Raw genomic sequence first — 18,782 nt, 5'->3', positions numbered from 1 at the left:
GATTCTCCAATTTTTGGTAAAAATACTGATTCACCATCTTCTTTGCTTTGTAAACCAACTCCAAATACAGCTACTTTTTCGTTAGTATAAATTATTTTATAAACCTCAACTGTTTGTCCTTTTTTAGATTTTAAATTACGTTCTATAACTTTAACACCTTCTTCAAATGAAGCATATTCATTTAATTCAATTGGGTCAGTAAAATAAGGCATCATTATTTTGTAATGATATTTCCCTAATTTATCTGCTTTTATTGTGCCACCAAAAGGAATAAATGCATTTCCTATTGAAGAAAAAGTTATTTTTAAATCAGCGCTAAATTTTTCAAAAGTGCTTCTAAATGTGTTATAATTGTTACCTAAATAAGCTCTTAAAATATAGTCAGGATTGGTGTAAGAAATTGCAATTTTTCCATCTTTTTGTTCTAAACCAACTTTAAATACTGCTGCAAGTGCACCTCTGTCAGTTACTTTAACAACTGTATTTTTTAAATCTGCTCTTGTAAAAGCTATTACTTTTAAAGTGTTTTTGTTTGAAGGATTGTAAGTTCCTAAAACGGTGAATGAATTGGTTTTTAAGGCTTCAATAACCTTATCTGAAACTTGTTGAATTGTTTCAGTGCTTTCTCCAATTTTAATATACGGAGCTAATTCTTGACCAATTGAGTGAAATACGATACCTAAAATTGCTATACTGCTAAAAATTAATTTTCTCATAATTTTGATTTTAATAATGACACAAAATTAGACTACTTTATAATTGGGTATAGTGATATAAATCATTTAGTAACAATTGTTACAGTGTGAAAATTATCAAAAAATAATGCTAAAATAAATTAAGCATTGTATTAAATATTTTTAGTAGCTTTATCGAGCTATGAAACAGTTTTTAAAGTTTGTGCCTGCACAACTTACTTTCCTTTTAGTGCTTGGAATTTTATTTGGAAATTATTATAATTTCCAGCCAAATCAATTGGTTATAATTTTAAGTGTTTTACTTATTTCATTTACTTTTCTATATTTTAAATCGAACAAAAAATTTCAGCCATCATTAATTTTTACGTTGTTATTTTTTTTAATTTCTTTTTTTATTGGGGTTAGCTCAATAACCTATAAAAACCAATTAAATAATCAGTTGCATTATGCTAATTCTTCTGAATTTGCTGTAAATAAAACCTTTCAAGTTGGAATTAAAATTGAGAAAATATTAAAACCAACGTTGTATTTTAACAAATATGAAGCTAAAGTTATTCAGGTTAAGAGTGAAAAAACTATTGGAAGAATTTTAGTTAATATTAAAAAAGATAGTATTAAAAGTGCATTACAAATTAATGATTTTTTGGTTTTAAAAACGCAGTTTCTGGATATTAACAAGCCTTTAAATCCTTACACTTTTAATTATAAAAATTATCTTAAAAATCAACAAATTCATTATCAATTACAATTAAAAAAACATCAATTTTTAAGGCTTGAAAACAAAAATGAAAGTCTAAGTGGTATTGCTTCAAATATTAGAACTAAAATTAATACAGCTTTACAAAAAAACGGATTTAAGAATGATGAATTAGCAGTAATAAATGCATTGCTATTAGGACAACGAAATACAATTTCTAGTGATTTGTTAAAAAGTTATTCTGGGGCTGGAGCAATTCATATTTTGGCAGTTTCTGGTTTGCATGTTGGTATAATTTTATTGTTATTACTATTTGTGTTTAAGCCATTTCACTATTTTAAAAACGGAAAATTAATAGCAACATTACTTATAATTATATTGCTTTGGGTGTATGCAATTATTGCGGGTTTGTCAGCGTCTGTAGTTAGAGCGGTTTCTATGTTTACAGCTTTAACAATTGGTTTGCAATTGGTTCAGCGGTCAAATGTTTACAATACATTGGTAATTTCTATGTTTTTCTTATTGCTTTTTAACCCTTTTTATTTGTTTGAAGTTGGTTTCCAGTTAAGTTATTTGGCGGTGTTTTCAATAGTTTGGATTCAACCTAAATTGTATAAGTTATGGAATCCTAAATTTTGGGTACTCAATAAATTTTGGCAACTGTTTACCGTCTCAATGGCCGCACAAATTGGTGTTTTACCTTTAAGTTTGTTTTATTTTCACCAATTCCCAGGGCTGTTTTTCTTGTCAAACTTAGTAATCATTCCATTTTTAGGGTTTATTTTAACAGCAGGAATTATTGTTATTTTGTTAGCGTATTTAAATATATTACCTCAGTTTATTGCAAATTCTTACAGCTTTATTATACAACAAATGAATAGTTTTGTAGATTGGATTTCTAATCAGGAATTGTTTATTATTCAAAATATATCTTTTTCATTTGTTTTAATGTTAGCGCTTTATGCGTTCATAGTTGTAACGATTAAATGGATAGAAAATAAGAAGTTCTATCGTTTTGTTTTCGTGTTTGTTTCAATAATTGTAATTCAATCAATCTTCATTTTTGAAAAACATAAATTACATTCTACTAATGAATTTATTGTATTTCATAAAAGTAAAAAAAGTAGTATTGGTTTTAGAAATGGAAACAGTTTAATTAGTTATAATTCAGATTCTTTAATGTTGAATGATTATGTTGTTAATTCTTATTTAATTGGCTCTAAAACTGAAGTTGATTTTAAGAAAAACAGCATCAGAAATTTATACAACTATAAAAATGAAACTATTTTAGTAGTAGATAGTTTAGGGTTATATAAATTTAACACAATAAAACCCTCAATAGTAGTACTTCAACAATCTCCAAAAATTAATTTAGACAGATTAATATATAAACTTCAACCAAAATTAATAATTGTTGATGGTTCAAATTATAAAAGTTATGTTGAAAGATGGAGAAAAACTTGTTTAAAAAATAAAACTCCTTTTCACAGTACTATGCAAAAAGGAGCTTATGTTTTAAATTAAAACTGAATTAGTTTTTAAATTCAGGTTTAAAACTTGAAGAATAACTTTCCCAAATTTCTTTAGTAATGCTTTCTGTGTTGTTTGCTTTAAAAAACTTCAAATAAAGTTCTAACTGACTAGGTGTTTTATACCCAGGAATTGGAGCAATTAAATTAGCTTGTTCATCTAAAAAAATTAAAGTTGGATAGGCTCTTATTCCAAAAACACTAGATAATTGGTGAGAACTATTTCTTCCGCTTTTATTTGGATCGAAATTAGGGTTTGTATAAGTTTTTCCTTTATAATTAATAGTTTTATTACCTTCAGCATTAAACTTTACTGCGTAGTAATTTTTGTTTACATAGTCAGCAACATCTTTATTGTGAAACGTATTTTTATCTAACATTTTACAAGGTCCACACCAAACAGTATAAGCATCCATGAATATTTTTTTAGGAACTGCTTTCTGTGCTTCAACTGCTTCTTCAAGCGTTATCCAATTAATTTCTTGTGCTGTAATTGATAAGCTACTTAGTAATAGTGTTAAAATTAGTATTTTCTTCATTTTAAATTATATATTTTATGTTTTAGACGTATTAGTTTGTTTTAATTACAAAAAGTATTCCAAATTTAAGATTACTTTTTGAAAATAAAGTAGTTGTTGTTACTTATCAATTCCGTGCATCATTCTTTTTAACGGTTTATTTAAACTTAGCATTACCAAGCCAGCAACAAAAGGAATAATTGTAAATATTAAGAAAAATCCTGATAAGCCAATATTTTCTGCAATACCATCAGAATATTCAGCCATAATTGACGCTAGTTTACCAGCCATTCCTGTAAATACATACCAAATACCAAATAAGAAAGCTAACATTCTTGCAGGTGCTAATTTACTAACATAAGACAAGCCAACGGGAGATACTGCTAATTCACCCATAGTATGTAATAAGTAAGCTAATAATAACCAAACCATACTTACACTTGCAGTTTGAGCGCCAGGCGTTATTCCCATTGAACCAATAGCAAGCATTCCAAAACCAGCGGCTAACAATGTTAACCCCATAAAGAATTTTTGAGGACCAGAGAATGTGTATTTTTTCCAAAACATAGAATAGAGTGGTGCTAAAGAAATTATAAATACCGGATTTAATATTTGGAACCAAGAGGTGTCTACTAAAGTAGCTTCTGCAAATACTTTATCGTAAACTCTAAGTAGCACCAATACCCAAATAATTATAAAGCTTATACTTGTAAATAAGATAGTTAACGGGTATTTTTTTATAATAGCTTTTGCTAACTTATAAATTACCCAAGTTAAAATTAGCATTGGAGCAATAGATAGTATAAAATCTATGATTTTATAGAATAATCCCCAATTCCCAATTAAAGTTCTATTGGTATAATCTCTTGCAAAAATATTCATGGTAGTACCAGCCTGTTCAAAACTAGCCCAAAAGAAAATAACAAAAAATGCAATAATAAATACCACTTTTAAACGATCCCTTTCAATAAGTTGAAATCTTTTTAAACGAGAGAACCCTAAGGTGATAAAAACTACCAATGACAATAAGAAAAATATACTGGACATGTTTACAGAAATATTTTTCCCAAAAGCTTCAACTTCAAATAAATTTTCAACTAAAAAATGATTTCCTCTACTAACAACTGAATACAATCCATCTACTATCCAAGAAATTGCAAAAAAACCTCCAATAGCAGCAATTGTTAAATCTGTTTTAGTAAAAGGAACGTCTTGTTCTTTTTCTTCAGGTGTTGCATCTATAGTTTTTTTATTTGGTTCTGAAGCAGCTTTTCCAAAGACACTTCTTGCAAAATAAAATTGCAGTAATCCAAACAACATAAAAATACCAGCCAATCCAAATCCCCAAGTCCAGCTAAAAGTTTCACCAATCCAACCCACTAATAGTGTTCCAATAAATGCTCCAGAGTTTACGCCCATATAGAAAATAGTGTAGGCACCATCTTTTTTATCGCTTTGTGGAGCATACATTTTACCAACAATAGATGACATATTTGGTTTAAATAATCCAGTTCCTAACACAATTAAAAATAATCCTAGATAGAAAACAAACTTTAAATCAATACCCATTTGTAAATCGGAAACAGCCATTGCTGTGTGACCTAAAGTAATAATAGCTGCACCAACAATTACGGTTTTTACGTGTCCCCATTTGTTATCTGCTAACCAACCACCAAGTAATGGTAATAAATAAACAAGCATCACATACCATCCGTATAAAGCAAAGGCCTCTGTTCTTGACCAGCCCCAACCATCATCTTCAATTTTTGCTACTAAAAATAAAATTAATAGTGCACGCATACCATAATAAGAGAAACGTTCCCACATTTCTGTAAAAAATAATACGAACAAGCCTATTGGATGCCCTAAAATTTCTTGTTGTTCATTTTCTTGAATATAATCTGCCATAAATTATAATTATTTAAATTGATAATACTATGAAAACACCATCAGGAAGTTCTAAAGCTTGTGTTTAAAAAAACCGTTGATGTTTTTATTTATTTTAAAAATTAGTTTGTAATAGCTTTTTTAAGTTGTTTTTTTATGACATAATCATAAACTATTAACCCAACAATTGTTGATAAGCCAATAGCCGCAATTACATACCAAATATTTCCAGGATGATATATATCCCAAATGTGGTTTGTCATTTGATCTTGTGTCATTTGTAATTTAGAAGCAGCTTCTTTATAAAATTCATTTTTTGTATAAGCTTCACTAATTTCAGGTAATTCAATGTTTTTTGAAGTTAATTCTTTTCTAATTAAACTAACTTTATCAGAAAGGTTTTGATATAAATCTCCAGTAATCCATTTCGTTAATAAGTTTGCAAAGGCAATTGGTAAAAAATATGTTCCCATATAAAGAGCCTCTTTTCCTTTCGGAGAAATTTTAGCAATATAATCAGAGAATTTTGGATTTGAAGTCATTTCACCTATGGCAAAAATTAAAATACCAAATATTGTAAAGAATACATTTGAAGTGTAAAAAGATAAAGCAATACCTATAACTGCGATAAAAATCCCAGTCATCATAGCATTAATTGGTTTCCATTTTAATATAATGGTTGAAACAATCATTTGTAAAATAACTATAAAAAATGCATCAAGATTTACAACCATCTCAGGATTAATTCCTCCATGTTTATTTTTGAAAAATTCAGCAATCCAAGGAGTGTAGTTTGATAAGGCGTCATAAAGTGGTTTTGTATTAACCCATTCTTCAATAAATACAGGTAAAGTATAGAATAATTGATTAAACATTAGCCAAAAACCAACCATTATTACAAGAAGTAAAGTCAATTTCATATCAGAAAGAGCTTCAAAAATATTTTTCAAGGACTTAATGATTGTTTTACCTAATGAATCTTCATTTTTTTCTCTGTTTGGTTCTTTGAAAAAGAAGATTACTATTATTAAGTTTATAGCTATTGCCATAGCCGCCATTATAAATACAATTTTCCAACCGTATTGATCTCTTAATTTTGCAGAAAAAAGAGGTCCAAAAAAACCACCGATATTTACCATCATATAAAACACTCCAAATCCAAAAGATGAATTTCGTTCATCTGTGGATTTTGTTACAATAGCGGAAGCAACAGGTTTAAACATAGCAGCTCCTACTGCTACAATAAGAAACATAATAAAAACAGCCGTATATGATGTAACATCTCCCATAAAATAATACCCAAAACCAAGTAATAAATAGGCAATAATTAAAGACAACTTGTAGCCTATTTTATCAGAGATTGCCCCAGTGATAATTGGTAGTAGATATAGAATGAAAGTTACGTATGACATTATTTCCCCTCTTTCAATGTGAGTGAATCCTAAACCACCATCATCTGTTGATCCTGTAAGGTATAAAGCTAAAACAGCAAATAAACCATACCAAGCCCAGCGCTCAAATAATTCCATGACACTTGCAATCCAAAAAGGTTGTGTGAATGATTTTAGAAGTCCAATAAATCCTAAATCTTTGTTTTCTGTACTCATTTTAGTATATTTAAATTATGTTTTGTTTAAATATAAGAAAGCTCAAGTAATTAATTACTTGAGCTTTCTTATATGATAATTAAATTGTGTGCATATTTTAGTGAATTCCTTTCATTGCTTTGTTTAAGAAAGGAGACAATACCACAAGGCAAAGTCCAGAACCTAACATTAACATGGTTATAAAAGGATACAATTCGAAATCATATTTATGTAAAATACTTTCTAACATACCAGCTAAATAATTACCTGCAGCAAAACTGGCCATCCATAGTCCCATTACTACTGAAACTAATTTTTTAGGTGCTAATTTTGTTATCATCGAAAGTCCAATAGGAGATAACATTAATTCACCAAGTGTTAAAACAACATAAACAATAACTAACCACCAAGGTGAAACTAAATTACCACCTTCTGCAGCATTGCTTGCTTGTGTCATAATCCAAAATGCAAAAGCACCTAAAAATAAACCAATAGCAAATTTTATAGGTGTTCTAGGATTAAATTTCATAGCATCTAATTTCAACCACATTATTGAAAATATTGGAGCGAAAATTAATATAGCAAGCGGATTAATATTTTGATACCAAGAAGCGGGTACATCCCATCCAAATAGAAGTCTATCTGTACTTTCTTTTGCAAATAAATTCATAGTACCACCAGCTTGTTCAAATCCTGCCCAAAAAGCAACATTAAAGAAAGCTAACACTAAAATTACAATCATTCTACTCCATTCAGCAGAGCCACTTGTTCCTTTAAAAATAATAGACCCAAGCCCTATAATTCCAACAGTAAACCCAATATATGTAATAATACTAGCCACATTGTCTGGCAACATTCTCCATACAAAAATTAGTATGAAAGTTGCAACTACTAATGAAATAGAATAAATAATAATATCTCTCCAGTCTTTACTATCTAATACAAATTTATCTTCGGGTGAATTTGGAGGAAGACCTTTTTGTTCTAAAGTGCTTTCTCTCATTTTTAACCAAAGAACACCTACGATCATCCCAATACTAGCAGCTAAATAACCATAACCCCAAGAAACATTTTCACCTAATGCACCAGCAATAAAAGGGCCTAAAATAGCACCTAAGTTTATTCCCATATAGAAGATGTTAAATGCTGAATCTTTTCTAGGATCATTATCATCATAAAAATCACCTACAATAGTTGAAATATTTGGCTTGAAAAAACCATTACCTATAATAAGTACACCTAAACCAAAGTTAAAAACAAAAAGGCGAGTAACTGGATCTAGTGAATGCGCCATAAAAGCACTTGCAGCCAATAAAGACTGTCCAACTGCCATTACCAATCCACCAATGTAAACCGTTTTTCGTTTTCCAAGAAATTTATCAGCAACCCAACCTCCAAGAATTGGAGTTAAATAAACTAAACCTGTGAAAATAGCATACATTGCTAATGATTGCTCCCTATTTAATCCGAAACCACCATTTGCTAATTCTGCTGTTAGATATAGTGTTAATAAAGCACGCATACCATAGTAGCTAAATCGTTCCCACATTTCTGTAGCAAAAAGCGTATAGAGTGCTTTTGGGTGTCCTGTTTTAATTGGTTTGTCAGTCATAATGATTAATTAGTTAATGAATTTTATGGTTAATATTATTGTTTTAAAAGTTCAAGATTTGATGTTCTTTTCCCTAAATTTTCTTTGATAAAACTAGTCATTTTATTATAAAGGTGAAGTCTGGTATTTTCACCTCTATAAATTCCGTGTGTTCTATCTGGGTAAATTGCTTGATCAAAAGGTTTATTAGCTTCAATTAAAGCATTAGATAACCGCATTGTATTTTGTACATGGACATTATCGTCTCCACTTCCGTGTACTAGTAAATACTTTCCTTGTAATAAGTTGGCAAAATTTAGTGGAGAATTTTCATCGTAACCACTTGGGTTTTCTTGTGGTGTTTGCATATAACGTTCTGTATAAACCGTATCATAAAAACGCCAGCTAGTTACAGGTGCAACAGCAATAGCCATTTTAAAAACATCGTTTCCTTTTAGTAAACAATTGCTAGACATAAAACCACCATAACTCCAACCCCAAATACCAATTTCATTTGCGTTAATGTACGTTCTTTTTCCTAATTCTTTTGCAGATTCAATTTGATCTTGAACTTCATATTTACCAAGCTCTTTATACGTTACTTTTTTAAATTCAACACCTTTTAAACCTGTTCCCCTTCCGTCTACACAAACAACAATATATCCTTGATCGGTTAAATGTTGAAACCAATAATCGTTTGCGCTATTCCAAGTATTGCTAACAGATTGTGAGCCAGGACCAGAATATTGAGTCATAAATAATGGGTATTCTTTACTTGAATCAAAATTAGTAGGTTTTAAAATCCAAGCGTTAAACTCACCATTTTTAGTTGTAAGAGTAAAGAATTCTTTTTTTGCTAAGTTGTATTCTTCTAATTTTTTAGAAAGCTTTTTATTGTTTAAAATTTCTTTTAATTTTTCTCCTTTACCATTATGAAGTGTGTAGATTGTTGGTGTAGTAGCATCTGAAAAAGTATTGATAAAATAGGCTGAATTTTTACTAAAAGAAGCATTATTTGTTCCTGAAGCATTGGTTAAACGTTTTTTATTTTTTCCGTTTAAATTAATAACGTAAATAGTTCTATTTATTGAGCCATCTTCAACCGATTGGTAATAAACAGTATTTGTTTTTTCGTTGATAGTGTAAAACTTAGTTATTTCCCAATTTCCACTAGTAACTTGATTGATTAGTTTTCCATTTTTAGCATAATGATAAATATGATTAAACCCATCTTTTTCACTAGTCCAAATAAAACTGTTGTCTTTTAAAAAAGTTAAATTATTATGAATATTAACATAAGTATCACTCTTTTCATTCAAAACTACATTTACTGAAGAATTTGATGCGTTAATAAAAAATAAGTTTAAATTATTTTGTCGACGATTTAGTGTAGTTGCACATAAAATATTTGTATTACTTGTCCATTTAAACCTAGGAAGGTATTCATATTCTCCAAGATCAACTTTTGAAGTAGTTGTTGCTTCAACATTGTAAATATGAAGTGTAACAATTGCATTTTTTTCGCCCGCTTTTGGATATTTAAAAACTTGTTGTGTAGGGTACAATTCTTTTCCTGTAATATCCATGGAGAATGTTGGAACTTCAGTTTCGTCAAAACGTAAAAAGGCAATATTTTTACTGTCTTCACTCCATTTAAAAGCTTTTACAAAGCCAAATTCTTCTTCATAAACCCAATCAGCAATTCCATTTATAATAAAATTCTTTTTCCCGTCAAAAGTTACTTGGGTGATTGTATTGTTTTCTAAATTTTTAATAAAAATATTATTATTTTTAGCGTAGGCTACCTTTTTACTATCAGGAGAAAAAGTAGGTTCTTGAATTTTGTCTTCATCAATTAATTTTAAAGTTTTTGAAGCAATATCGTAAGCATAAAAAACACCTAAACTAGAACGTCTATATATTGGTTCAGTATCAACACCTAAAATTAACTTTGTTTCATTATTATTGAATGAATAGCTTTCAAAATATTTTAAATCATCTAAATCTTTACTATCAACAATAGTTTCAACTTTTTCTAAAGTTGCATAACTATATTTATCAACTGTGGTGCTTTGTGATTGTTTATTAAAGTTTTGCAAAGTGTAAAAATCACCATTCATAGAATTAAATGAGTTCATACGCTCAGTTCTAAACGTATCATCCCAAATTTCTTCAATTGCAATATCTTTTTTTTGTGCTGTTGCTAAAGTACTTATAGCTATAAAAACAAGAAATATTTTTTTCATTAATTATGATATCTTAAAATAAATGTCAAGTTTAAGAAAAATTTAGCAAAATAGACCTGAATATTATCATAAAATTAACAATATACAAAGACATGGTAATTTACTATTAATAATTTACCTTTGCTTCATTCTAAAAATTTATAATATTTATGGCTAAAACCGTTCATGGATTTTCAAAGTTTACAAAGTTAGAAAAGGTAAACTGGTTAGTATCAGCTTTTTTTAATGATGATGTGAAAGTTAAACAGATTTTAATGCAATATTGGAACTCAAATCCACTGTTGCAAGATTTGCATGACGATTTTATTGAAAACACCATTTCTAACTATTATTTACCATATGGAATTGCGCCTAATTTTGTAATTAACGGAAAAGAGTATGCAATACCAATGACTATTGAAGAAAGCTCAGTAGTTGCTGCAGCATCTTTAGTTGCAAAATTTTGGAGTACACGAGGAGGTTTTAAAGCTGAAGTAATTTCAACTACAAAAATTGGACAAATACATTTTATGTATGAAGGTGATGAGGTTGAACTTCAAAATTATGTTGCTTCAAAAAAAGAAGATTTTTTTAGAGTAACAGAAGATATCACCAAAAATATGTGCAAGCGTGGCGGTGGTATTTTAAATATTGAATTGCGTAATAAAACTTCTGAATTAAAAAATTACTATCAATTGCACGTAACTTTTGAAACTGTTGATAGTATGGGTGCAAATTTTATAAATTCTTGTTTAGAAGCCATAGCTAGTGAGTTTAAAAAAGAAGAGATACAAATAGTGATGTGTATTTTATCTAATTATGTTCCAGATTGTTTGGTGCGTGCTGAGGTAAGTTGTAAAGTAGATGATTTATATGCTGAAAATTCAGAAGAATTGGCACAAAAATTTATACAAGCAATTCAAATTGCAAATGCAGAGCCGCATAGAGCGGTAACTCATAATAAAGGAATTATGAATGGAGTTGATGCAGTGGTAATGGCAACAGGAAATGATTTTAGAGCTATTGAAGCTGGCGCACATGCATATGCTTCGCGAAGTGGAAAATACAAGAGTTTAACCAATGCTACTATTGAAGATGGAATTTTCAAATTTTGGATTGAAATTCCTTTGGCTTTAGGAACTGTTGGCGGATTAACTTCGTTACATCCTTTATCAAAATTATCGTTAAAATTATTAGGTAATCCTTCAGCAAAAGAACTTATGGAAATTATAGCAGTCGCTGGATTGGCTCAAAATTTTGCAGCCTTAAGAGCGTTAACAACGACTGGGATTCAAAAAGGACATATGAAAATGCATTTAACAAATATTATTAAGCAATTAGGTGCAAGTGAAGAAGAAAAGTCTTTTTTAATCAATTATTTCGAGAACAAAACAGTGACGCACAATGCGGTTGTTGAAGCTTATAATAAGTTAGTTGAAAACAAATAATTAATCGGTGGCTGAGCGGAGTCGAATCCAATGCACTATGGGAAAAGGAACTGTTTACATATTAGAATGTTGTGATGGAACTTTTTATACTGGAAGTACTAAAGATTTGGAACTTAGAATGAATCAACATCAAAACGGAATTGGGACAAAATATACAGCAAGACGATTGCCTGTAAAATTGCTTTATTCTGAAGAATTTACAACAATATCTGAAGCTTTTTATAAAGAAAAACAAATACAAGGCTGGAGTAGGAAAAAGAAAGAGGCACTTATAAAAAATAAAATGGAAAGTTTGCCTAGGTTATCAGAATGTAAAAATGAAACTCATTATTCTAATAAAAAGGCTTCGACTCCGCTCAGTCACCAGAAAGAAAAAAATAACTGATGAAAGAATTTTACAGCAACGGAAAATTATTATTAACAGGAGAATATTTTGTGCTTGATGGCGCAAAATCTTTAGCCGTTCCAACAACTTGCGGGCAAGATTTGGTTATTGAACCAATAAATGAACCACAATTAATTTGGAATAGTTTTACAAATGAGGGAAAATGTTGGTTAGAAGCCATTTTTGATTTACCAAAATTACGTTTAGTTAGTGCTACTTTTGATTCAGAAAAAGATGGAGGAAACGATAAACTAGCAGAAAATTTAAAGGAAATAGTACTTCAAGCTCAAAAGTTAAATCCTGCTTTTTTAAATTCAGAAAAAGGGTTTAATGTGAAAACAAACCTTACTTTTCCTAAAAATTGGGGATTGGGAACTTCTTCAACTTTAATTAATAATATTGCTAATTGGGCAACTATAAATCCATACGAGTTGTTAAAAACTACTTTTGGAGGTAGTGGTTATGATATTGCTTGTGCACAAAATAATACGCCAATTATATATATTAAAAAAGGAATAAATCCATTAATTGAAAAGGTGAATTTCAATCCTTCATTTAAAGAGGATTTATATTTTGTGTATTTAAACAAAAAGCAAAATAGTAGAGAAGGTATCAAAAGGTTTCATGAGTTAAAAGGAAATTTAACTTCTGAAGTACAACAAATATCAGTTTTAACTAATGAATTTTTGTTGTGTAAAAATTTAGTTGATTTTGAAAAGTTATTAATTGAACATGAGCAAATAATCTCTAAGACAATTCAATTAAAACCTGTACAAGAAGAACTGTTTTCTGATTATTTCGGGCAAACAAAAAGCTTGGGTGCTTGGGGAGGCGATTTTATTTTAGCTACAGGAAATGATAATACACCTAACTATTTTAAACAAAAAGGATTTGAAACGGTGATTCCTTATTCAAAATTGATTTTATAAAATACAATGAAGAAAAAACTTATAATTATTGGAGGTGGAGCAGCAGGTTTTTTTGTCGCAATTAATGCCGCAGAAATGAACCCTGAATTAGAAGTGTTAATTTTAGAAGGGAGTAACAATGTGTTGCAAAAAGTGAAAGTAAGTGGAGGTGGAAGATGCAATGTAACGCATGCTTGTTTTACACCAAATGAATTGGTTGAGTTTTATCCGAGAGGAAAAAAAGAATTGCGTGGGCCATTTCACCAATTTATGACTGGAGATACTATGGAATGGTTTGAAAATAGAGGAGTTTCTTTAAAAATTGAAGATGATAATAGGGTTTTTCCTGAATCAAATTCATCACAAACTATTATAGATTGTTTTTTAGAAAGTGCTAAAAATGCAGGCGTAAAAGTGCAAAAAAGTACACGTGTTGATTCTATTGAAAAAAACGAAGAAAAGTTTATTATAAAAACGAATTCAAAAGAATTTATAGCCGATTATTTGTTGGTTGCTTCAGGGAGTAATGCTAAAGTTTGGTCTATGCTCGAAGGTTTTGGACATACTATTGTTAAATCTGTACCTTCATTATTTACGTTTAATATTGAGGATAAAAGATTGCAAGATATTCCTGGAAGTTCAGTTCCAAAAGCTTCTGTAAAAGTGTTAAATTCAAAGTTAAGAGAGCAAGGTCCTTTATTAATTACTCATTGGGGATTAAGCGGTCCAGGAATTTTAAAACTGTCGGCTTGGGGAGCTTTGGAATTATATGAAAAAGATTACCAGTTTGAAATTGAAGTAAATTGGTTGTCTAAAAAATTTGAAACAGTATTAGATTTCTTAAAATCTGAAAAGAAACAGAATTCAAAAAAACAAGTTATTTTACGGTCTGTTTTTGAAGAAATTTCAAAACGACTTTGGGAAAAGTTTGTAATTGCTGCCAATATTTCAGCTAATACTCAATGGGCACAATTAAATAACAAACAATTAGAAGGTTTAGCAAAACAACTTACACAAAGTGTTTTTAATGTAAATGGGAAAAGTACTTTTAAAGATGAATTTGTAACAGCTGGTGGGATTAATTTAAAAGAAATTAACTTCAAACGTTTTGAAAGTAAACTACATAAAAATTTATTTTTTGCGGGGGAAGTTTTAAATATAGATGCGGTTACAGGTGGATTTAATTTTCAAAATGCGTGGACTGGTGGTTGGATTGTTGCCAATGCAATTTCTGATTTATAGATGGAGAAAATAAAGATTCGTTATAAACGGATGCATCTTAGGTGGAAATTTATTTTCGGGTTGTTTTGGTTAATTCTAGGAGCTATATCCATCACAAATAATCCTGAAAACTATTTTAATTATGGGTATTTAATAGCATCACTTTTTTATTTTGTAAATTATTTTTTTAAAAGTAAAAATCAATATTTGACTTTTGATAATGATTCAATTACATTAAATAATTTTATTTCACAAAGAATTAGTTTAGCTGATTTAAATCAAATTAAAAAAGATGGAAGGAACTATATTTTTCAATCAGAAAAAAGTGAATTGCGAATTAATACAAGGTTAATTGATAAAAATTCACTCAAAGACCTAAAGGTGATTTTGAAAAATTTAAATACTAAAAACTAAGCCAATTGCCCTCTGTGAGGTTTTAATGCATCTCTGTAAGTTTTCATATCAACTTCATCAATAATTATAAATGCAATTGTGTGCATTTCTGATAAAACAGTGAAATCAATTTCATAAAAATGAAGTTTTTCAATTACTGCAAACTCTTTTAAATGAATACAATGGTGTTCAGCTATTTTTTGTGAAATTGAGCCTTTAAAATCCCAAATTAGTTTTAATTTTCTGTTCAATTTCTATGAATTTAATTATGACTAATATAAATAAGTAAATCGCCTTTTTCAACAGAAATTTGCACTTCATTTTTAGAAGCTTTATTTCTAGCTCCAATGCGTTCTCCAAAGGTTAGCGTTTCATTTTTAATAGGATACAATAATCCTTCTGTAAGTACACCACTAGCAATTGGAAGCGGAATTAATGAAATATTTTTTCCAATTATATTTGTTAAGTAGATGCTTTCTTTAATAAAAAAGTATTTACCAAAATCATCAAAAAAAGTGATGTTTAAGCCAAGTTTCCATTGTAACGCTGTACTAATATTGCCTAAAAAATGGTCGTGCTCTTTTCCACTTCCACCATATATATCAATATGGTAAAAACCACGGTGTTTTAAAATCTGTAACGCTTTTTCAAAATCAGTAAAATCCTGATTAGGTGTGTTTATAACTTCAATTGACGTTGGTATTGAGTTGATAGAATCAAAATCACCAGTAACCAAATCTGGAATAATATTATTAGCTTCAAAAAAGTTATACGCACCATCAATAGCGCAAACAATATCATATTGTGATAAATCTGGTAAACTTGTAGGTTTTAAACCGTTTAGTAAAATAAATGCCTTTTTCGTTTTCATAGACTACAAAAATAATGAAAAAGACAATATAAAATTATTTTTCTGTTTGAAGTCTTTTAAGTCGCTCTTTATAAGACTTATTTCCGCTTAAATCATAAGCTTTTGAAACATACTTTATAGCGTTTGGAATATCATTTTGAGATTCATAATATTCAGCTAAAGAATCATATGAGTTGGCACTTTTTGGATAATACTTGACACCCATTTCAAAAAATAGCTTTGCTTTTTTTGGAGCTCCCATTTGCATATTCATATAGCCGTAACCATTAAACAGTTCTTCAATCATTGGAGGTACAGAATACCCAAAATTCTTAGCGTAAATTTTTTCTTGCTTGTTTAATAATTCAGTTAATTCTTCAACGGTAGTTTCTGGATTGTTATATTTTGGTGGGTTTTTAAATTGAAACCAATTAAAAAGAAAAACCAAACCATCTCTCATTGAGGGTAATGGTACTGTCATATGTAAGTCTTCAGGATACACATTCCAAGCGAAGTTTAGCCCACTTTCTTTATGAGATTCAACAAAGTTTGAAAATGCAACAATTGAGCGAGGAAACAATGTAAATTCTGATGTGTTTTTTGTTAAATTATCTACGGTAACAGTTTCATCCCACATATGTAATTGTTCTGCAGACATTGAAACAAAAAGAGATTTTTCTTTGAAGTTTTCTGAAACCAATTTCTCCTGCGCTTGTTTTAATAATTTTTGGTTGTCCCAATCTAAACTTGGGTCAATGGCAATGTAATTTTTAAAAAAACTATTGTGGTTAATTAGCATGTTTATGGTAAACAACCCAGCATATGAATGCCCAATTAATGTTCTGTAATTTGTGGTTGGGTAAGTTTTATCAATATAAGGAATCAATTCATTTTCAATGTATTTTGTGAATTTTTCAGCTCCGCCAGTATCCTGGTTAAATTTAGCTCCATGTCTCATTTTTATTTGAGAAGTTGTTAAATCTCTTGTTCTATTTGTTTGGTTTGAGATTCCAACCAAAATCATGTGAGGTAAATAATGACCTAAATAATTTTCATAAACCGTTTCCAAATTTTTTAATAGTACTTTTCCGTCTAAAATATATACAACTGGATATTTTTCTGAACTGTTTGGGTTGTAATTCTCAGGAAGCTGAACCCAAAATTGTTTTTGCTCTTCAAAAGTTTTTGAATAGAGACTATCTTTTGAAGCAATTGTATTTATATACAATTCATTTGTAGTTGATTGTGCAATTCCGCGATGAGCATTACCTAATAAAAGTACTATTGATACTAAATAAATGAAGTGTTTTATCATTTTTTAAATTTTGAGTTAGTTTAGAGTGTTTTTTAATGAATATTCGATTGATAATAATCACTCCATAAATTGTATAAAAAATGTGAAATACTTCAATACTTCACATTTTTTAATTGTTTCTAGTTAATAAATTACTTTTTTGAAAGTGTTAAAATTATAATTCCAACACGAGCAATTAAGAAAGTAATCATTCCAAAAACGGGACTTAACAACGCAATTTTTAGTCCTGCAGCTAAAACAGAAGGAGAAATGTCTCCAGCTATTTGAATTGAATCAAAAGCACCAATTAGTCCTATCATTTGTCCTAAAAATCCCCAAACCAGTGCAAATAAACTAATATGACTTATTAATTTTTGTATTTTGCCTTCAGCATCACCTTTAATCAGCGCTTTTACAATTAATGCTATACAAATTAGGAGCATTGCAAAAGTTGGATAAGAAAAAGTAGCTCCACCATCGTTTAATAAATTTAAAAATAAAAGTTTCATAAATAATGTTTTTAGTGTTAATATTTTTCAAAGATATTTTGATGTTAACTACTATTTATTTAATTGCGGTAGTTTACAAAAAGAGAATTAAAAACAACTTGTTTATAGGTTCTTTTGGTAAATAAGTTATAATAAAGGTCAAATATCGTTACTTTTTTGAATTTCATCGCAAAAGCATTTAATTTTGTTAATAAAAATAGATATTGCAGAACATATGAAAATACCAAAAGTGGTTTTTAAATATAGTGTTGAGGTAATTTTACACCTAATATTTTGGGGAGTAGTGTATTTCTTTTATACCTATTTTTTAGGTTATGGAAGTAATAATACCAACTATGTAAACAGGTTTTCAGCATTTTTAATGCCTATAACAATTGGTATTAGTTACTTTTTTTTATACTTCTTGATTCCTAACTATTTATTAAAACGAAAACGTATTTTATTTTTATTATATAGTACGTATACATTTATTATATCGGTATTTTTAATTATTCTTTCTATATTATATGGATTGGTTTTTTTAATAGAGTTAAATTCTAATGATGCTTCTCCATTAACAAAAACATTACCTTTTATAGTTTTTGGTGTGTATTTTGTCGTTTTAATTGTTGTTTCGTTAAGTTTAATAAAGCACAATTATAATTCAATAGTAAATAATGAAAACCTGAAGAACAAAATATTAGAAACACAATTGCAAATAAAAGATCAGGAATTACGGTTTTTGAAAATGCAAATTCACCCTCATTTTTTGTTTAATTCATTAAATACAATTTATGGTTTTGCTTTGAAAAAAAAGGATGAGGCTCCTGAGATGATTTTAAAATTATCTAATTTATTAGATTACATTTTATACCAAATAGAAAAGCCTCAAGTTTTTTTAAAAGACGAAATAAATCATATACTAGATTATGTTTCGCTCGAAAAAATGCGTTTTCACGATACACTTGAAGTTAAAACAATTATTGACGTATCTAATAATACTATTCAAATAGCTCCAATGTTGTTAATCCCTTTTGTTGAAAATGCCTTTAAACATGGAGATATTG

17 protein-coding genes are annotated in these 18,782 nt (G+C 29.0%); 7 read left to right on the top strand and 10 right to left on the bottom strand.

The window, feature by feature from the left end:
• Window positions 1-716 (bottom strand): hypothetical protein (locus tag GQ540_RS01585; RefSeq protein ID WP_291796334.1); only part of this gene is annotated, 716 nt, incomplete at its 3' end.
• A 160-nt stretch (window positions 717-876) separates the two neighbouring features.
• Here GQ540_RS01585 and GQ540_RS01580 point away from each other — a divergent pair.
• Window positions 877-2,916: a ComEC/Rec2 family competence protein gene (locus GQ540_RS01580; protein ID WP_291796331.1), complete on the top strand. Its 2,040-nt coding sequence runs from the start codon at window positions 877-879 to the stop codon at window positions 2,914-2,916.
• A gap of 7 nt (window positions 2,917-2,923) precedes the next feature.
• On the opposite strand, the gene GQ540_RS01575 is transcribed toward GQ540_RS01580, so the two are convergent.
• The 5 genes from GQ540_RS01575 to GQ540_RS01555 all read right to left on the bottom strand — a co-directional run bounded on the left by GQ540_RS01575 (window position 2,924) and on the right by GQ540_RS01555 (window position 10,749).
• Complete coding sequence (locus tag GQ540_RS01575) at window positions 2,924-3,460, bottom strand: thioredoxin fold domain-containing protein (RefSeq protein ID WP_291796328.1); 537 nt, start codon at window positions 3,458-3,460, stop codon at window positions 2,924-2,926.
• A gap of 99 nt (window positions 3,461-3,559) precedes the next feature.
• On the bottom strand, window positions 3,560-5,347 hold the full coding sequence (locus GQ540_RS01570; protein WP_291796325.1) for a peptide MFS transporter: 1,788 nt from the start codon (window positions 5,345-5,347) through the stop codon (window positions 3,560-3,562).
• 101 nt (window positions 5,348-5,448) lie between these two features.
• Window positions 5,449-6,933, bottom strand: a complete 1,485-nt coding sequence (locus GQ540_RS01565; protein WP_291796322.1) for an MFS transporter — start codon at window positions 6,931-6,933, stop codon at window positions 5,449-5,451.
• Window positions 6,934-7,030: 97 nt separating this feature from the next.
• Window positions 7,031-8,524, bottom strand: a complete 1,494-nt coding sequence (locus tag GQ540_RS01560) for a peptide MFS transporter (RefSeq protein WP_291796318.1) — start codon at window positions 8,522-8,524, stop codon at window positions 7,031-7,033.
• Window positions 8,525-8,559: 35 nt separating this feature from the next.
• A complete protein-coding gene (locus GQ540_RS01555; protein ID WP_291796315.1) occupies window positions 8,560-10,749 on the bottom strand; it encodes a S9 family peptidase in 2,190 nt (729 codons plus the stop codon).
• 149 nt (window positions 10,750-10,898) lie between these two features.
• On the opposite strand from GQ540_RS01555, the gene GQ540_RS01550 reads away from it, so the two are divergent.
• From GQ540_RS01550 to GQ540_RS01530, 5 genes are read left to right on the top strand one after another with little or no spacing between them, the layout of a single operon-like run.
• Entirely contained in the window at window positions 10,899-12,176 is a 1,278-nt protein-coding gene (locus GQ540_RS01550; protein WP_291796312.1) for a hydroxymethylglutaryl-CoA reductase, degradative, read from the top strand.
• Window positions 12,177-12,213: 37 nt separating this feature from the next.
• The gene (locus GQ540_RS01545) at window positions 12,214-12,561 is read left to right on the top strand and encodes a GIY-YIG nuclease family protein (protein WP_291796309.1); all 348 of its coding nucleotides are present in this window, start codon (window positions 12,214-12,216) and stop codon (window positions 12,559-12,561) included.
• A complete protein-coding gene (locus GQ540_RS01540) occupies window positions 12,561-13,490 on the top strand; it encodes a GYDIA family GHMP kinase (RefSeq protein WP_291796306.1) in 930 nt (309 codons plus the stop codon). Before GQ540_RS01545 ends, GQ540_RS01540 begins: the two co-directional genes overlap by 1 nt.
• A 6-nt stretch (window positions 13,491-13,496) precedes the next feature.
• Window positions 13,497-14,711, top strand: coding sequence for an NAD(P)/FAD-dependent oxidoreductase (locus tag GQ540_RS01535; RefSeq protein WP_291796303.1), 1,215 nt, complete (start codon window positions 13,497-13,499; stop codon window positions 14,709-14,711).
• On the top strand, window positions 14,712-15,104 hold the full coding sequence (locus GQ540_RS01530; RefSeq protein WP_291796300.1) for a hypothetical protein: 393 nt from the start codon (window positions 14,712-14,714) through the stop codon (window positions 15,102-15,104). It abuts the gene before it with no gap.
• Here GQ540_RS01530 and GQ540_RS01525 read toward each other — a convergent pair.
• The 4 genes from GQ540_RS01525 to GQ540_RS01510 all read right to left on the bottom strand — a co-directional run bounded on the left by GQ540_RS01525 (window position 15,101) and on the right by GQ540_RS01510 (window position 17,736).
• Window positions 15,101-15,334 (bottom strand): hypothetical protein, encoded by a 234-nt coding sequence (locus tag GQ540_RS01525; protein WP_291796297.1) that lies wholly within the window; start codon window positions 15,332-15,334, stop codon window positions 15,101-15,103. The genes GQ540_RS01530 and GQ540_RS01525 overlap by 4 nt on opposite strands.
• An 11-nt stretch (window positions 15,335-15,345) precedes the next feature.
• The gene (locus GQ540_RS01520) at window positions 15,346-15,954 is read right to left on the bottom strand and encodes a thiamine diphosphokinase (RefSeq protein ID WP_291796294.1); all 609 of its coding nucleotides are present in this window, start codon (window positions 15,952-15,954) and stop codon (window positions 15,346-15,348) included.
• Window positions 15,955-15,988: 34 nt separating this feature from the next.
• Window positions 15,989-17,248, bottom strand: a complete 1,260-nt coding sequence (locus GQ540_RS01515) for an alpha/beta hydrolase-fold protein (protein ID WP_291796291.1) — start codon at window positions 17,246-17,248, stop codon at window positions 15,989-15,991.
• 131 nt (window positions 17,249-17,379) lie between these two features.
• Window positions 17,380-17,736: a MotA/TolQ/ExbB proton channel family protein gene (locus GQ540_RS01510; protein ID WP_291796288.1), complete on the bottom strand. Its 357-nt coding sequence runs from the start codon at window positions 17,734-17,736 to the stop codon at window positions 17,380-17,382.
• Between the two features lie 214 nt (window positions 17,737-17,950).
• Here GQ540_RS01510 and GQ540_RS01505 point away from each other — a divergent pair.
• On the top strand, window positions 17,951-18,782 hold an 832-nt coding region (locus tag GQ540_RS01505; RefSeq protein ID WP_291796286.1), incomplete at its 3' end, for a sensor histidine kinase.

It is taken from the genome of Lutibacter sp. (genome assembly GCF_013139515.1).
GTDB lineage: Bacteria > Bacteroidota > Bacteroidia > Flavobacteriales > Flavobacteriaceae > Lutibacter.
The sequence above is the reverse complement of the archived record's forward strand: the minus strand, read 5'-3'. Positions and strand labels throughout refer to the sequence as shown.

Bases quoted from the DNA above. Each gene is read 5' to 3' on its own strand.
- GQ540_RS01580 (WP_291796331.1), top strand. From the start codon at position 877: ATGAAACAGTTTTTAAAGTTTGTGCCTGCACAACTTACTTTCCTTTTA.
- GQ540_RS01575 (WP_291796328.1), bottom strand. From the start codon at position 3,460: ATGAAGAAAATACTAATTTTAACACTATTACTAAGTAGCTTATCAATT.
- GQ540_RS01570 (WP_291796325.1), bottom strand. From the start codon at position 5,347: ATGGCAGATTATATTCAAGAAAATGAACAACAAGAAATTTTAGGGCAT.
- GQ540_RS01565 (WP_291796322.1), bottom strand. From the start codon at position 6,933: ATGAGTACAGAAAACAAAGATTTAGGATTTATTGGACTTCTAAAATCA.
- GQ540_RS01560 (WP_291796318.1), bottom strand. From the start codon at position 8,524: ATGACTGACAAACCAATTAAAACAGGACACCCAAAAGCACTCTATACG.
- GQ540_RS01555 (WP_291796315.1), bottom strand. From the start codon at position 10,749: ATGAAAAAAATATTTCTTGTTTTTATAGCTATAAGTACTTTAGCAACA.
- GQ540_RS01550 (WP_291796312.1), top strand. From the start codon at position 10,899: ATGGCTAAAACCGTTCATGGATTTTCAAAGTTTACAAAGTTAGAAAAG.
- GQ540_RS01545 (WP_291796309.1), top strand. From the start codon at position 12,214: ATGGGAAAAGGAACTGTTTACATATTAGAATGTTGTGATGGAACTTTT.
- GQ540_RS01540 (WP_291796306.1), top strand. From the start codon at position 12,561: ATGAAAGAATTTTACAGCAACGGAAAATTATTATTAACAGGAGAATAT.
- GQ540_RS01535 (WP_291796303.1), top strand. From the start codon at position 13,497: ATGAAGAAAAAACTTATAATTATTGGAGGTGGAGCAGCAGGTTTTTTT.
- GQ540_RS01530 (WP_291796300.1), top strand. From the start codon at position 14,712: ATGGAGAAAATAAAGATTCGTTATAAACGGATGCATCTTAGGTGGAAA.
- GQ540_RS01520 (WP_291796294.1), bottom strand. From the start codon at position 15,954: ATGAAAACGAAAAAGGCATTTATTTTACTAAACGGTTTAAAACCTACA.
- GQ540_RS01515 (WP_291796291.1), bottom strand. From the start codon at position 17,248: ATGATAAAACACTTCATTTATTTAGTATCAATAGTACTTTTATTAGGT.
- GQ540_RS01510 (WP_291796288.1), bottom strand. From the start codon at position 17,736: ATGAAACTTTTATTTTTAAATTTATTAAACGATGGTGGAGCTACTTTT.